This is a genomic window from Methylobacterium sp. C1 (assembly GCF_001854385.1).
Classification (GTDB): Bacteria; Pseudomonadota; Alphaproteobacteria; order Rhizobiales; family Beijerinckiaceae; genus Methylobacterium; species Methylobacterium radiotolerans.
The window spans coordinates 3,242,754-3,255,841 of sequence record NZ_CP017640.1; the positions used below are offsets into that span (position 1 = coordinate 3,242,754).

Sequence of the window (13,088 nt, forward strand, 5' to 3'; positions counted from 1 at the left end):
CGCCCCGCGATGACCGACGCGCTTCCCGCATCCGGACATTTCGTCGATCCGGCACCCTTCGAGCCCGAGGCCCGGGCCGAGAGCACGGTCGCCACGGCCTCCGCGTGGCGGCTCATCCTCCGGAAGTTCCTGCGCCACCGCCTCGCCGTGGCCTCGGCCCTGATCCTGCTCGCGCTCTACGCCACGGTACCGTTCGTCGAGCAGCTGGCGCCCTACGGGCAGGCCCGCCGCAACGGCGATTTCCTCTACGCGCCGCCGCAGGGCGTCCACCTGTTCCACGAGGGCCGCTTCGTCGGGCCGTTCGTCTACCCCTACCGGGCCCACCTGGACCTCGACACGTTCCGCCGGGACTACAAGGTGGACGCGTCCGCCCCGCAGCCATTGCGCTTCCTCTGCCGGGGCGACGGCTACGACTGGCTCGGGCTCGTCCACACCGATCTACATCTCGTCTGCCCGCCGGAGAACGGCACGCTGTTCCTCCTCGGCACCGACAAGCTCGGGCGTGACCTGTTCTCGCGCATGATCTACGGGGCGCGGATCTCGCTCACCATCGGCCTCGTGGGCGTCGCCATCTCATTCGCGCTGGGGCTCTTCTTCGGCGGCATCGCGGGCTATTTCGGCGGTATCGTCGATGCCGGGGTGCAGCGGCTGATCGAGGTGGTGCGCTCCCTGCCGGAGCTGCCGCTCTGGCTCGCCCTCTCGGCGGCGCTGCCGCCGAACTGGAGCCCGCTGCTGATCTTCTTCGGTATCACGGTGATCCTCGGCCTGCTCGACTGGCCAGGGCTGGCGCGGGCGGTGCGCGGCAAGCTCCTGGCCCTGCGCGAGGAGGATTTCGTCCAGGCCGCCGAGTTGATGGGCGCCTCGCCCACCCGTGTGATCGGCCGGCACCTGATCCCCAACTTCATGAGTCACCTGATCGCCTCGGCGACCCTGTCGATCCCGACCATGATCCTCGGCGAGACAGCCCTGTCATTCCTGGGCCTGGGCCTCAGACCGCCGGTGACCAGCTGGGGCGTGCTGCTCAACGAGGCGCAGAATCTCGCGGCGGTGCAGCTCTATCCCTGGCTGCTCCTGCCGGTCCTGCCCGTGCTGGTGACCGTGCTCGCGTTCAACTTCATGGGTGACGGTCTGCGCGACGCGGCGGATCCGTATCACTGACGGGAGGCGCCGCGCTGGGCCGGCCTACCCGGCGAGCGGCAGCGGCGCGATCCGCGTCGGGGCGGCGACGCCCTTGCGCTCCAAGAGGCCCGGCGGCGGCACGGGGGCGTCGATGGTGCAGACCACGCCGGTCGGCTCGTAGCTCAGCACGACCTCGCCGGCGAGCTCGCGCGCCAAGCTGCGCTCGATCAGGCGCGAGCCGAATCCGGTCCGTGTCGGCTTCTTGACCGGCGGGCCGCCGCGTTCGGACCAGCGGAGCGAGAGCTGCATCTCCTCCAGGCGCCGCACCGTCCAGGAGATCTCGACCGTGCCGCCCTCAGTCGAGAGCGCGCCGTACTTGACGGCGTTCGTGCCGAGCTCGTGCAGGGCCATGGCGATGGACAGCGCCAGCCGCGGCGGCAGACGCAGGGCCGGTCCCGAGACCTGGAACCGCGAGGTCCGGCCGTCGCCGGCCTCCAGCGGCCGGATCGCGTCCGCCACGACGGCGGAGAGTTCCGCACCCTCCCAGCTCTCCCGGGTGAGGACGTCGTGCACCCGCGCCAGGGCGAGGAGGCGCGCCTCGAAGGCGGCGCGCGCCGCGTCGGCCTCCGCGCCCTCCAGCCCGCGCAGGGACTGGGCCGCGATCGACTGCACCGTCGCGAGGGTGTTCTTCACCCGGTGGTTCAGCTCGTGGATCAGGAGCAGCAGGTGCTCCTCGGCGTTCTTCGTGTCGGTGATGTCGATGTTGCAGCCGGTGTAGCCCAGGAAGTTCTGGGCGTCGTCGAGCCGCGGCACGCCCTCGCACTGGAGCCAGCGCACCGCGCCCGTCCGGTCGATCACCCGCGCCTCGGTGCGGAACGGGATCCGGGCCTCGAACGCCTCGGTGAAGGCCGTCCGGAAGTTCTCCAGGTCGTCGGGATGCACGATCTGGTGCCAGCCGTCATCGTTGAACTGCGCGGCCGGCAGCCCGAACAGGTGCTCGAAATGGAGGTTGGCGAAGCTGACTGCGCCGGTCTCGTCGGTCATCCAGATCAGGGCCGGGGCCGAATCGGCCATGTGCCTGAAGCGCGCCTCGCTCTCGCTGAGGGCGCTCAGGCCGCGCTTGGTCTCGGCCAGCGCCCGGTCGCGCTCCTCCTCCCGCGTGCGCAGCCGCAGCGACGCCTCCGACAGCACGACCCCGAGCCGCTGGATCTCGTGCACCGGCGACGACACGCGCGGGATCGCCTCGCCCCGGGCCAGGGCCGGCCCGGACGCCGCCAACAACCGGAGGGGGCGCGAGACCCGCGACCAGAGGTTCACCGCCAGGAGCGACGAGGTGGCGAGCACCAGCAGGCCGAACCCCGCGAAGGCCCAGATCCAGCGCCGCACCCGCGCGTCGACGAGGGCCTGCGGGATGCTGGTCGCGACCATCCAGCCGGTGAGCCGCGAGCGCGCCTCGATCACCACCACCGGCTTGTGCTGGCGGTCCTGGCCCTCCCAGACGCCGGGCGTCGACGACTGCACCTGGCGGAGGCTGGCGAGGCGCTGCTTGCCGACCACCGCCTCGGGATCCGGCAGGCGCGCCAGGACGATGCCGGACCGGTCGCTGATCCCCGTCGTCCAGCCCGGGACGACCTCGCGGGACAGGATGCCCTGCAGGCGGGACAGGGGCACGGTGAAGCTCAGGATGTACCCGACCTCGCCGTCGACCATCACCGGCACGCCGACCGCGTAGGTGGCCTCGCCCGGCATCGGTCCGGGCACGTAGCCACTCACCATGGCGCGCTGCGTGCCGCGGGCCAGATCCTGGTCGAAGGGAAGCGTGACGATCGGCATCGGCGCGCCGCGCGGCACGCCGGTGTTGACCACCTCCTGACCGTTCGGCCGGCGCAGGAGCACGTCCAGGTCGATCGATTCGCGGACGAGGCGCGCCTGGGCGTCGAACGCCTCGAACTCGCCCTGCCGGATCCGCGGCGAGGTCGCCAGCGTCTGCAGCACCGACACGAGGCCGGCGGTGTCGCGGTCCAGAGACAGGCCGATGCCGCGCACGTTCTCGCGGGCGTCCTGCTCGAACCGCGCCCGTTCCGCGGAGGCGTAGCGCATCAGCAGGATGCTGGTGAACAGCAGGCCGGGACCGATCAGCGCGATCACCAGCGCGATCAGGTAGACCTGGGTCGAGAAGCCGTTGCGCCCGAAGCGGTGCAGCCGCCGCGACAGCCAGGAACGGCGCGCGGGGATCACCGCGGGGACGCCCGCGCCCTCGGCATGATGGTCCGGACTCAAGCGGGGTCCGTCCCCGGCCCGCCGCGCCCCGCGGGCTCGTCGCCGTTCCCTCGCCTCATGACCGGTCGATATGACCGAGATCGCGCGCCGGGTCGAGGTGGTCGCGCACCCGCTGCTTCAGCGCCTTCACGTCCGGAAAGCCGCCGTCGCGCACCCGTTCCCACAGGAGGGCCGCGCCCAGCTCGATGCGGAAGGTGCCGCCGGTGGCCGGCACCAGGGCGACCTCGCCGAGGTCGTCCCGGAAGGTCGAGAGGAGTTCCTGCGCCATCCAGGCCGCGCGCAGCAGCCAGTTGCACTGCGTGCAGTAAATGATCGCGACGCGCGGCCGGCCCGGCCCCGCCGCGCCCTCCGCCGTCACGTCGCTGCCGGGCTCCGCGCCCGCTGGGCCATCGTGCATGCCCGCAGAGCGCACCGGCACGGCGGCCTTGTCAACCTCGCCCGCGCACACGATGGCGAGCCCCAGGCCGGCTTCGGCTGCGCCGCGCCCGGGCGAACCGGGTTCTGACAGGCCTTCCGGGCGCTCGTCCGGTTGTCGCCAAACATCGCCGGCCGCGCTTGACGGCGCGGCCTGCCGCGCACTAGAAGGCCCGCCACCGGGTCGCGGCGCCCCCGAGGGCGAGCGACGATGGCGTGCGCTCAGGCGACTCGCCGGTACGGACGGTTAGCACAGCGGTAGTGCGTTCCCTTCACACGGGAAAGGTCGCAGGTTCGATCCCTGCACCGTCCACCATTATCCCCCATCCCCCGAAGGTCTGATCCCGCCGCGCCCCGCGTCGGTTTGCCACCCGAAAACCGCGTGCTAAGGGCGCTCGATCGGTGAACGCATAAGCTTGGACCCGGCCCGATCCGGGTCGCAGGCCACGGGCAGGGGAAGGGCGGGAACAGCCATGAAGGATATCCTCGACAAGCTCGAAGAGCGTCGGGCGCAGGCCCGGCTCGGCGGCGGAGAGAAGCGCGTCGAGGCGCAGCACAAGCGCGGCAAGCTGACGGCGCGCGAGCGGATCGAACTCCTCCTCGACCACGGGTCGTTCGAAGAGTTCGACATGTTCGTGCAGCATCGCTCCACCGATTTCGGCATGGAGAAGCAGAAGATCCCGGGTGACGGCGTCGTCACCGGCTGGGGCACGATCAACGGCCGCACGGTCTTCCTCTTCTCGAAGGACTTCACGGTGTTCGGCGGCTCCCTCTCGGAGGCGCATGCCCAGAAGATCGTGAAGGTGCAGGACATGGCGCTGAAGATGCGCGCCCCGATCATCGGCATCTTCGATGCCGGCGGCGCGCGCATCCAGGAAGGCGTCGCGGCGCTCGGCGGCTACGGCGAGGTGTTCCGCCGCAACGTCATGGCCTCGGGCGTCATCCCGCAGATCTCGGTGATCATGGGGCCGTGCGCGGGCGGCGACGTCTACTCGCCGGCCATGACCGACTTCATCTTCATGGTCCGCGACACGAGCTACATGTTCGTGACCGGCCCCGACGTGGTGAAGACCGTCACCAACGAGGTCGTGACCGCCGAGGAACTCGGCGGTGCCAAGGTTCACACGACCAAGTCGTCGATCGCGGACGGTTCCTTCGAGAACGACGTCGAGGCGATCCTGCAGATCCGTCGCCTCCTCGACTTCCTGCCGGCCAACAACATCGACGGCGTGCCGGAGCTGGAGAGCTTCGACGACGTCAGCCGGATCGACGCGTCCCTCGACACGCTGATCCCGGACAACCCGAACAAGCCCTACGACATGGGCGAGCTGATCCGCCGCGTCGTGGACGAGGGTGACTTTTTCGAGATCCAGTCCGCCTACGCGCGCAACATCATCACCGGGTTCGGCCGGATCGAGGGCCGCACGGTCGGCTTCGTGGCCAACCAGCCGCTGGTGCTCGCGGGCGTGCTCGATTCGGACGCCTCGCGGAAGGCCGCGCGCTTCGTGCGCTACTGCGACGCCTTCGGCATCCCGATCGTCACCTTCGTGGACGTGCCGGGCTTCCTGCCGGGCACGGCGCAGGAGTACGGCGGCCTGATCAAGCACGGCGCCAAGCTGCTCTTCGCCTACTCGCAGGCGACGGTGCCGCTGGTCACCATCATCACCCGCAAGGCCTTCGGCGGCGCCTACGACGTCATGGCGTCGAAGCACGTCGGCGCGGACGTGAACTACGCGTGGCCGACGGCGCAGATCGCCGTGATGGGCGCGAAGGGCGCGGTCGAGATCATCTTCCGGAGCGAGATCGGTGATCCGGAGAAGATCGCGGCGCGCACCGGCGAGTACGAGGACCGGTTCCTCTCACCCTTCGTCGCGGCCGAGCGCGGCTATATCGACGAGGTGATCATGCCGCACTCGACCCGTCGCCGGATCGCCAAGGCCCTCGGCATGCTCCGCACCAAGAAGATGGAGCAGCCCTGGAAGAAGCACGACAACATCCCGCTCTGAGGCGGGTGCCCGGGCCGGCGGCTGTGGCCGCCGGCCTCAGCTCCGGTTGCTGTTCTCGATCACCGCGCACAGCGTCAGCGGACCCTTGTCGGGCGAGACCATCGCCGAACAGGTGACCCGGGCACCGCCGAGGTCGACGTTGCTGTGCCGGAGCTTCGTGGCCGTCGCCTGGGCACGATGCGCGGCCTCGGTGATCACGGCGGCGTCGATGCCGGTCACCGCGTGCCCGGCGTGCCCGAACAGGTCGTAGTAGCGGTCCGGCGGGTTGGCGCCGCGAAACTGCGCGCCCACCGAGGACAGGTCCGGCCCGCCACAGGCCAGCGTCAGGGTCATGTCCGGACCGGCGGTGAAGCTGGCATAATCGCTCCGGCGCTCGGCCGTCTTGGCCTCCGTCTCGGCCGTGACCTTGTCGACCAGCGCGTCGCAGGATTGTGCCCGAGCGGCGCCGGCGCCGGCCGAGAGGGCGGTGAAGACGATGAGAGGCAGGAGCGCGCGCATGCCCGCGAGGTAGCGCGGCGATCCGGAAAGGCGAGCGGCGCGGCGTTCCGGCGCGCCTGGCCCCGCTCCGATCCGGATCAGGCGGATTCGCCCCGCCTCTGGACCAGGACGGGTCCCTCTCCGACGAGGAGGCGCCGCTTGAGGCGGGCGATGCCCTCGCGCTGCAACTCGCTGGGCGGGGAATGCGCGCCGGCCACCTGGGTCAGCATCGCGATCAGCTCGCCCCGCTCGGCCGGCGTCAGCGCGTCGCGCAGCAGCGGCGCCAGGGTGTCGGCGACCTGCGAGAACGGTAGCCGCGCCTGCGTATAGCCCCAGGCCCGCTCGAAGGTCGCGGAGATCCGATCCACCGCCAGCGGCGTCTCCATGTATTCGAGGATCCGTGTCTTCTCGCTGGCGGTCAGGGGGCTGCCCGTTCGGACCAGCTGGATCATCAGGATGACCGCCGCCAGGCGCGGATCGCGGACGCGCTGCAACGGCGTCCCCACGAGGTTCTCGAAGGTCGAGACAGCGCGGCGCTGGAGGCCCTTCGTGTCCCGGTTGACCTCCTGCAGGCCCTTCACGGTCCCGTGCGTCCGCAAGATCCAGAACAGTCCCGCAACGATGATCCCGATGAGGCCGAGCAAAATCGGCATGGGCGTCCCCAGATCGAATCGACGCGGGACGGTCTCACGGGCATCTCGGCGTGTCAAACCAGCGTCAATGCCTGACGATTACCGGAATGCATCGCGGATACGTGGACACAGGAAAAGAATTTATTGCGCGCGACCGAGGTGTACTTCACTGATACATGGGTCAACAGTGAAGTTCGTTGCGCCCGCCGCTCAGCTGGCCGCCGCGGACGTGTCCGCCTTGCCGAGTTCGAGGAGAACGATCTCCGGCGGAACGCCCATCCGGACGGGGATGCGGCTCATCCCGAAGCCGCCCGAGACGATCATGTGGCGGCCGTCCTGGACGACGTGGCCGTAGGAATAGTCGTGCCCGCGCACCTTGCGGATGGCGGGCGCGTGGCCGAACAGGCGGACCTGGCCGCCGTGAGTGTGGCCGGCGAGGGTCAGCGACACGCGGTCGGGCACCGAGACGAAGATGTCGGGCTCGTGGGCCATCAGGATCACGGGCGCCGAGTCCGTGACCGCCTGCAAGGTTCGCGGCAGGTCCGCGAGGCTGAAGGTGCTCCAAGCGTTCAAGAACGGCTGCTGGTCGCCGAGCCCGGCCAGCCAGAACGGCCGCCCGTCCTTCACGAGGCGCACGGCCTGATTCTCCAGCACCGGAATGCCCTGCGCCTCCAGCAGGCGCCGGACCGCCGGCACGCCCCGGCCGGCCCGCTGGACCGCGTGGTCGTCCCACCAATCGTGGTTGCCGAGGATCGCGTGCGTGCCGAGGGGCGCCTTGAGCTCGGTCATCATCCGGGCGAACTGATCGAGCGGCAGCTTGCGCCACGCGATTCGCCCGGCCGGGTAGTCGCCGAGCAGCAGGACCAGATCCGGCTCGAGGGCGTTGGTGGCCGCGACGATCTCCGCCACCCGGTCGAACGGCATGTACGGCTCGCAGATGTGAAAATCCGCCAGCACCGCCACCCGCAGGCGCAGCGCCGGATCCCAGCGCGGCAGGGTCGGCGCGTAGGACGTCACCACCAGCCGGTGCAGCGGCTCGACGTCGAAGGCGTAGACGCCCGTCGCGGCGGTCAGGCCGGCCCCCACGCCGAGCCCGCCCAGGAACTGCCGTCGGCTCGGCATGATCAGCATCGCGATACGACCTGTTGACTCGATAACCCGCCGTGTCCCGCTAGGCGCGCAGTCCGGCGAAAGCGGGGCGGGACCGACTGAACGGCCGCGGGACCCTGGCCCGAAACCGGTTGACGGAATGTGGCCTGCCGCCGCGCTCGGTCTATAAGGCGGTGTCCCGTCCAGCGAAGTGATCCGGAACCAGATGTTGAACCGCCCCCTGCGCATCGGCACCCGCGGCTCTCCGATGGCGCTCGCGCAGACCGGGATGGTGCGTGACCGGATCGTGGCGGCCAATCCGGGCTTGGAGACCGAGCTGGTGGTCGTGACCACCGTGGCCGACAAGATCCTGGACCGGCCCCTGTCCGAGATCGGCGGCAAGGGCCTGTTCACCAAGGAGTTGGAGCAGGCCCTGTTCGCCGGCGAGGTCGACGTCGCCGTGCATTCCATGAAGGACGTGGAGACCTGGCTCCCCGACGGCCTCACCATCGCCTGCATCCTCGAGCGCGACGACCCGCGGGACGCGTTCCTGTCGCCGCACGCCGACGGTCTGGCGGGGCTGGCGCCGGGCGCGCGGGTCGGGACCTCGTCGCTCCGCCGCGGCGCGCAGGTGCTGATGCGGCGGCCCGATCTCCGAGTCGTGCCGCTGCGGGGCAACGCCAACACGCGGATGCGCAAGCTCGAGGCCAGCGAGTGCGACGCGACGCTCCTCGCCCTGGCGGGCCTGCAGCGTCTCGGCCTGGAAAGCATGGCGCGCAGCGTCCTCTCGGTCGAGGAGATGCTGCCGGCCGTGGCGCAGGGTGCCCTGGGGATCGAGTGTCGCGCGGACGACGCGGTGATCCGCGACCTCCTGGCGCCGATCGCGTGCGAGCGGACCACCGTCGCGGTCTCGGCCGAGCGGGCGCTGCTCGCGGAACTCGACGGGTCCTGCCGGACCCCCATCGCGGCCCTCGCGCAGATCGACGGGGATAGCCTGCGGATCGACGGGCTTCTGTTCCTGCCCGACGGCAGCCGCCACTGGGCCGCGTCCCGGCAGGGGCTCGTCGCGGAGGCAGAGCGCATCGGCCGCGAGGCGGGGGCCGCGCTCAAGGCGGCGGCCGGCGACACCTACACCCGCCACCTCCAGTGAGATCCGGCCGATGCCGCCCGTGACCCTGGTCGACGTCTTCACGCACGCGGGCGCGGGCGGCAATCCCTGCCCCGTCGTGACCGACGCGCGGGACCTCGACGCGTCCGTCATGCGCGACGTCGCGCGGCGCTACGGCCACGAATCGGGCTTCGCGCTGCCGGCGGAGGATGCCGCCCATGATCTGCGCCTGCGCTTCTTCGTGCCGAACCACGAGATGGAGATGTGTGCCCACGCCACCATCGGCGTCCTGTGGGTGCTCGCTCGCGAGGGGCGGATTCCGGAAGCGTCGGTCCGGATCGCGACCGGCAGCGGCTCCGTGACGGGGTTCGTGAGCTCGCGCGGCGCGGATGTCTGGAGCGTCGCGATCACGCAGCCGGTCGGCCGCGTGCGGCCGCTGACGGACGAGCAGAGCGCCGACGTCCAGGCGGCGCTCGGGTCCGGGCGCGATGCCCTCGCCGCGCGGCCGGTCCACAACGCCGTGACCTCGCGGGTCAAGACGCTCGTGCCGATGCGCGATGCGGCCGCACTCAACGCCCTGGCGCCCGCGAGCGACGCCGTCGAGGCCGCCTGCGCGCGGATCGGCTCGACCGGGCTGTATCCCTACGCCGTGCTCGACGGGCCGACCCGGCTGTTCGAGGCGCGGCAATTCCCCCGCGCGTCCGGCTATCCCGAGGATGCCGCCACGGGCATCGCCGCCGCGGCCCTGGCCTTCGGGCTGCTGCAGGACGGCCTCATCGAGCCGGACGACCGTCCGATCCGGATCCTGCAGGGCCGGGTCATGGGCCGCCTGTCCGAGATCCGGGTGCGGCTCGGCTTCGCGAACGGGCGCCCGGTCGGGTGTCTGCTGGAGGGCGACGTCGCTCTCGACAGGTCCGGCCACTAGGACGGGGACGACCCGCGCCCGTCTACGGAAGGTCGGAGGGCTCGACGACGTAGCACATCATCGACGTCCGCGAGGCGGCGACGCCGCCGGACGTGAGCCGGCGCGACATCATCAACGTCGAGGCGCCCTGGGCCTCGTGGAAGGCCTAATCCGCCTGTGCCTGGCGCGGTATCCGGCCGGAAAGGGCGAGATCGCGGTGGATGAGCGCGGCCGGATCGCGGGGAGGTTTGCGCCGAGCCGTCACACCTTGGAGGGGCCGGCGTCCGTCGCGGTCGATTCGATCCGCTTCGCCGTCCAGATCGCGGCGGATGCTGGAGCGGACCGCGATTTGCTGCCGGACCCCGACGCCCAGTGCGGGGGCGAAGACGAGGCCGATATCGTGGGCGGCGAACGCTCGGTCGCTCACCCGGGAGCCTCCGCCGCGCCGATCAGGACGATGCGGAGCGGCCGAACGCCTCGCGCTCGCGCATCCGCTCGATCAGGTCGAGGACGTGCACGACCCGGCCGCTGACGTCGTACCAGGGCCGCAGCGGCGGTCGCCCGCGCATCGGCAGGAACGGCTGGGCCGTTACCGCCTCGATCAGGAACGCCGTTTCGGGAAGCGGCGGCGCGCCGAGGCCGGCCGCGTCCGCGGGCGTGCGGAGCGCGCGGGCGATCAGCGCGAGCTTCCGCCCCGTCGTGACGCGGGCGCGGTGGCGAACCGAATCGTAGCCTTGCGCCGCCACGACCTTGCCGATCTCGGCATAGATCAGCCCCGCCGCCCGGATCGAGGGCCGGCAGCCGCGGGGCAGCACCGCGATCCCGGCCTCCGCGCGGGCGTAGAGGTTGTCCGCCTCGGCGAGAAGACGGGCCACGGTTCCGGCCAGCGCCGGGCTCGGCCGCGGATCGGCGAGGAAGGCGTCCGGATCGAGTCCGGCCTCCCGCATCCAGTCCAGCGGCAGGTAGAGGCGGCCCATCCGCGCGTCCTCGCCGACGTCGCGCGCGATGTTGGTGAGCTGCATCGCTGCGCCCAGATCGCAGGCGCGGGCGAGCGCGTCGGGATCGCGGGTACCCATGATCAGGGCCATCATCGCCCCGACAGAGCCCGCCACCCGGGCGGCGTAAGCGTGGAGCGCCCCGATATCGGCGTAGCGCCGGCCCTCGGCATCCCACGCGAAGCCTTCGATCAGCGCGCGCGGAAGCGCCTCCGGGATCGCGTGGGCCGTGACGATCTCCGCGAAGGCGCGGTCAGCCGGGGCGTCGGCGGGGCGGCCGGCATAGGCTTGGCCGATCCTGCTCTCGAGCCGCGCCACGGCGCTGCGCCTCTCGGCCGGGCTCGCCGCATCGTCGACGAGGTCGTCCGACAGCCGGCAGAAGGCGTAGAGGCCGTAGGCCGCCTCGCGCATATCCGCCGGCAGCAATCGGCCGGCCGCGAAGAAGCTCTTCGAGCCGGCCCGGATCGCCATCCGGCAGGCGGTCCGGTCGGCTGCGGCGGCGAATTCAGGCGGTAACGCGGGCATCGGGGACCACGCTGTCGAGGATGCGGGCGGAGGAGAGCACTCCGGGGAGGCCCGCACCCGGATGCGTGCCGGCCCCAACGAGGTAGAGATTGCGGACCGCGCTCGACCGGTTGTGCGGACGGAACCAGGCCGATTGCGTCAGCACCGGCTCCAGGCCGAAGCCCGATCCGCGGTAGCTCAGGAAGTCGTCCTGGAAATCCAGCGGCGTCGTCACCTTCGAGGTCACGATGGCCTCCGACAGGCCGGGCATCACGCTCGCCTCCAGCATCGCGGCGATCCGGCGCCGATACGGTTCGGCGAGGGTCTGCCAATCCTGGCCGCCGGCGAGGTTGGGAACCGGGGCCAGCACGTAGAAGGCGTCGCATCCCGGCGGGGCGAGGCTCGGATCGGTCGCGGTCGGCCGGTGCAGGTACAGGCTCGCATCCTCGGCCAGCACCTTGCGATCGAAGATGTCCGCGAGCAGGCCGCGGTATCGCGGCCCGAGCAGGATCGTGTGGTGATCCACCTCCGGGTAGCGCCGCGCGGTGCCGAAGTACCAGACGAACAGCCCCATCGACGAGCGGGCGCGCTGGAACCGCCCCGGGCTCCATCGCTGCGCCTCCGGCAGCAGACGCGCGTGCGTCACGGCCGAGTCGGCGTTGGACACCACGACGTCGGCGGCGATCGTCTCGCCGCTCGTCAGGTCCACGCCCGTCGCCGCCCCCTCCTCCACCCGGATGCGCGCGACCTCGACGCCGAGGCGCAGGCGACCGCCCTGCGACCGGATCAGCCGCACCAGACCGTCGACCAGCTGGCCGGTTCCGCCCATCGCGAAGTGGACGCCCCAGCGCCGCTCGAGGTCGGCGATCAGGCAGTAGATGGCGCTGGCCCGGAACGGGTTTCCCCCGATCAGGAGCGGATGGAAGCTGAACACCGTCCGCAGCCGCTCGTCGCGGATGAAACGCGCCACCACGTCGTGCACCGAGCGGTGGCCCGAGAGGCGCAGCAGGTCCGGCGCGATCTTCAGCATCGCGCCGACGCTGCCGAAGGGCACGTGACCGAGCTGCTCGAACCCGATCCGGCACACGGCGCGGCTGTGTGCCATGAAGCGCTCGTAGCCCGCAACATCGTCGGGCGCGAAGCGTGCCACCTCGGCGCGCATCCGGTCCACGTCGCCGCTGTAGGCGAAGGACGTCCCGTCGGCGAAGCGGATCCGGTAGAACGGATCCATCGGCACTAGCGTCACGTCGTCGGCGAGCCTGCGACCGGCGAGCTGCCAGAGTTCCTCGAACAGCTGCGGCGCGGTGACGATGGTCGGACCGGCGTCGAAGGTGAAGCCGTCCTGCCGGTGGACGCGGGCGCGTCCCCCCGGCTGCACGAGGCGCTCGAGCACGGTCACGCGGTAGCCGCGGGCGCCCAGCCGGACCGCCGCGGCGAGACCGCCGAAGCCCGAGCCGACCATGACGGCGTGCGGGCGCCGATCGATCTCTTGCGCAACCCGGTGGTCGACCGCGAGTGTCAGCATCGGTTGACACTATCGCGGTCCTTTCCCGGCGCGCA

General features: G+C 71.3%; 12 protein-coding genes and 1 tRNA gene. 5 read left to right on the forward strand and 8 right to left on the reverse strand.

The features are described 5' to 3' along the window. Nucleotides 1-9 precede the first annotated feature (9 nt). Nucleotides 10-1,158 (forward strand): ABC transporter permease, encoded by a 1,149-nt coding sequence (locus tag BKE41_RS15095; protein WP_024829687.1) that lies wholly within the window; start codon nucleotides 10-12, stop codon nucleotides 1,156-1,158. Nucleotides 1,159-1,182: 24 nt separating this feature from the next. Here BKE41_RS15095 and BKE41_RS15100 read toward each other — a convergent pair whose 3' ends face one another. Together BKE41_RS15100 and BKE41_RS15105 are read right to left on the reverse strand one after the other, a co-directional pair. Further along, complete coding sequence (locus tag BKE41_RS15100) at nucleotides 1,183-3,399, reverse strand: HWE histidine kinase domain-containing protein (protein WP_012319786.1); 2,217 nt, start codon at nucleotides 3,397-3,399, stop codon at nucleotides 1,183-1,185. A gap of 55 nt (nucleotides 3,400-3,454) precedes the next feature. Beyond that, the gene (locus BKE41_RS15105) at nucleotides 3,455-3,796 is read right to left on the reverse strand and encodes a SelT/SelW/SelH family protein (protein ID WP_245295785.1); all 342 of its coding nucleotides are present in this window, start codon (nucleotides 3,794-3,796) and stop codon (nucleotides 3,455-3,457) included. A 258-nt stretch (nucleotides 3,797-4,054) separates the two neighbouring features. On the opposite strand from BKE41_RS15105, the gene BKE41_RS15110 reads away from it, so the two are divergent. Beyond that, nucleotides 4,055-4,129: transfer RNA gene (locus tag BKE41_RS15110), tRNA-Val, on the forward strand. 157 nt (nucleotides 4,130-4,286) lie between these two features. Then, nucleotides 4,287-5,819: an acyl-CoA carboxylase subunit beta gene (locus BKE41_RS15115; protein WP_012319788.1), complete on the forward strand. Its 1,533-nt coding sequence runs from the start codon at nucleotides 4,287-4,289 to the stop codon at nucleotides 5,817-5,819. A gap of 36 nt (nucleotides 5,820-5,855) precedes the next feature. On the opposite strand, the gene BKE41_RS15120 is transcribed toward BKE41_RS15115, so the two are convergent. The 3 genes from BKE41_RS15120 to BKE41_RS15130 all read right to left on the reverse strand — a co-directional run bounded on the left by BKE41_RS15120 (nucleotide 5,856) and on the right by BKE41_RS15130 (nucleotide 8,059). Next, a complete protein-coding gene (locus tag BKE41_RS15120) occupies nucleotides 5,856-6,317 on the reverse strand; it encodes a hypothetical protein (RefSeq protein WP_024829685.1) in 462 nt (153 codons plus the stop codon). Nucleotides 6,318-6,394: 77 nt separating this feature from the next. Beyond that, nucleotides 6,395-6,949: a TerB family tellurite resistance protein gene (locus BKE41_RS15125; protein ID WP_024829684.1), complete on the reverse strand. Its 555-nt coding sequence runs from the start codon at nucleotides 6,947-6,949 to the stop codon at nucleotides 6,395-6,397. Between the two features lie 189 nt (nucleotides 6,950-7,138). Further along, nucleotides 7,139-8,059, reverse strand: a complete 921-nt coding sequence (locus tag BKE41_RS15130; protein ID WP_024829683.1) for a metallophosphoesterase — start codon at nucleotides 8,057-8,059, stop codon at nucleotides 7,139-7,141. 184 nt (nucleotides 8,060-8,243) lie between these two features. On the opposite strand from BKE41_RS15130, the gene hemC reads away from it, so the two are divergent. Beyond that, nucleotides 8,244-9,167 (forward strand): hydroxymethylbilane synthase, encoded by a 924-nt coding sequence (gene hemC, locus BKE41_RS15135; RefSeq protein WP_053622164.1) that lies wholly within the window; start codon nucleotides 8,244-8,246, stop codon nucleotides 9,165-9,167. A gap of 10 nt (nucleotides 9,168-9,177) precedes the next feature. After that, the gene (locus tag BKE41_RS15140) at nucleotides 9,178-10,050 is read left to right on the forward strand and encodes a PhzF family phenazine biosynthesis isomerase (protein WP_070999731.1); all 873 of its coding nucleotides are present in this window, start codon (nucleotides 9,178-9,180) and stop codon (nucleotides 10,048-10,050) included. A gap of 145 nt (nucleotides 10,051-10,195) precedes the next feature. On the opposite strand, the gene BKE41_RS15145 is transcribed toward BKE41_RS15140, so the two are convergent. The 3 genes from BKE41_RS15145 to BKE41_RS15155 are packed head-to-tail and all read right to left on the reverse strand — an operon-like array spanning nucleotide 10,196 to nucleotide 13,053. Next, nucleotides 10,196-10,456: a hypothetical protein gene (locus tag BKE41_RS15145; RefSeq protein ID WP_070999733.1), complete on the reverse strand. Its 261-nt coding sequence runs from the start codon at nucleotides 10,454-10,456 to the stop codon at nucleotides 10,196-10,198. A gap of 22 nt (nucleotides 10,457-10,478) precedes the next feature. Further along, nucleotides 10,479-11,549 (reverse strand): phytoene/squalene synthase family protein, encoded by a 1,071-nt coding sequence (locus tag BKE41_RS15150; protein WP_053622167.1) that lies wholly within the window; start codon nucleotides 11,547-11,549, stop codon nucleotides 10,479-10,481. Next, entirely contained in the window at nucleotides 11,530-13,053 is a 1,524-nt protein-coding gene (locus tag BKE41_RS15155; protein ID WP_070999735.1) for a phytoene desaturase, read from the reverse strand. Before BKE41_RS15155 ends, BKE41_RS15150 begins: the two co-directional genes overlap by 20 nt. Nucleotides 13,054-13,088: the final 35 nt, after the last annotated feature.

Excerpts from the sequence above, each read along its gene's own strand:
- hemC (WP_053622164.1), top strand. The coding sequence starts at position 8,244 with ATGTTGAACCGCCCCCTGCGCATCGGCACCCGCGGCTCTCCGATGGCG.
- BKE41_RS15150 (WP_053622167.1), bottom strand. The coding sequence starts at position 11,549 with ATGCCCGCGTTACCGCCTGAATTCGCCGCCGCAGCCGACCGGACCGCC.
- BKE41_RS15155 (WP_070999735.1), bottom strand. The coding sequence starts at position 13,053 with ATGCTGACACTCGCGGTCGACCACCGGGTTGCGCAAGAGATCGATCGG.
- BKE41_RS15095 (WP_024829687.1), top strand. The coding sequence starts at position 10 with ATGACCGACGCGCTTCCCGCATCCGGACATTTCGTCGATCCGGCACCC.
- BKE41_RS15120 (WP_024829685.1), bottom strand. The coding sequence starts at position 6,317 with ATGCGCGCGCTCCTGCCTCTCATCGTCTTCACCGCCCTCTCGGCCGGC.
- BKE41_RS15130 (WP_024829683.1), bottom strand. The coding sequence starts at position 8,059 with ATGCTGATCATGCCGAGCCGACGGCAGTTCCTGGGCGGGCTCGGCGTG.
- BKE41_RS15140 (WP_070999731.1), top strand. The coding sequence starts at position 9,178 with ATGCCGCCCGTGACCCTGGTCGACGTCTTCACGCACGCGGGCGCGGGC.
- BKE41_RS15105 (WP_245295785.1), bottom strand. The coding sequence starts at position 3,796 with ATGCACGATGGCCCAGCGGGCGCGGAGCCCGGCAGCGACGTGACGGCG.
- BKE41_RS15125 (WP_024829684.1), bottom strand. The coding sequence starts at position 6,949 with ATGCCGATTTTGCTCGGCCTCATCGGGATCATCGTTGCGGGACTGTTC.
- BKE41_RS15115 (WP_012319788.1), top strand. The coding sequence starts at position 4,287 with ATGAAGGATATCCTCGACAAGCTCGAAGAGCGTCGGGCGCAGGCCCGG.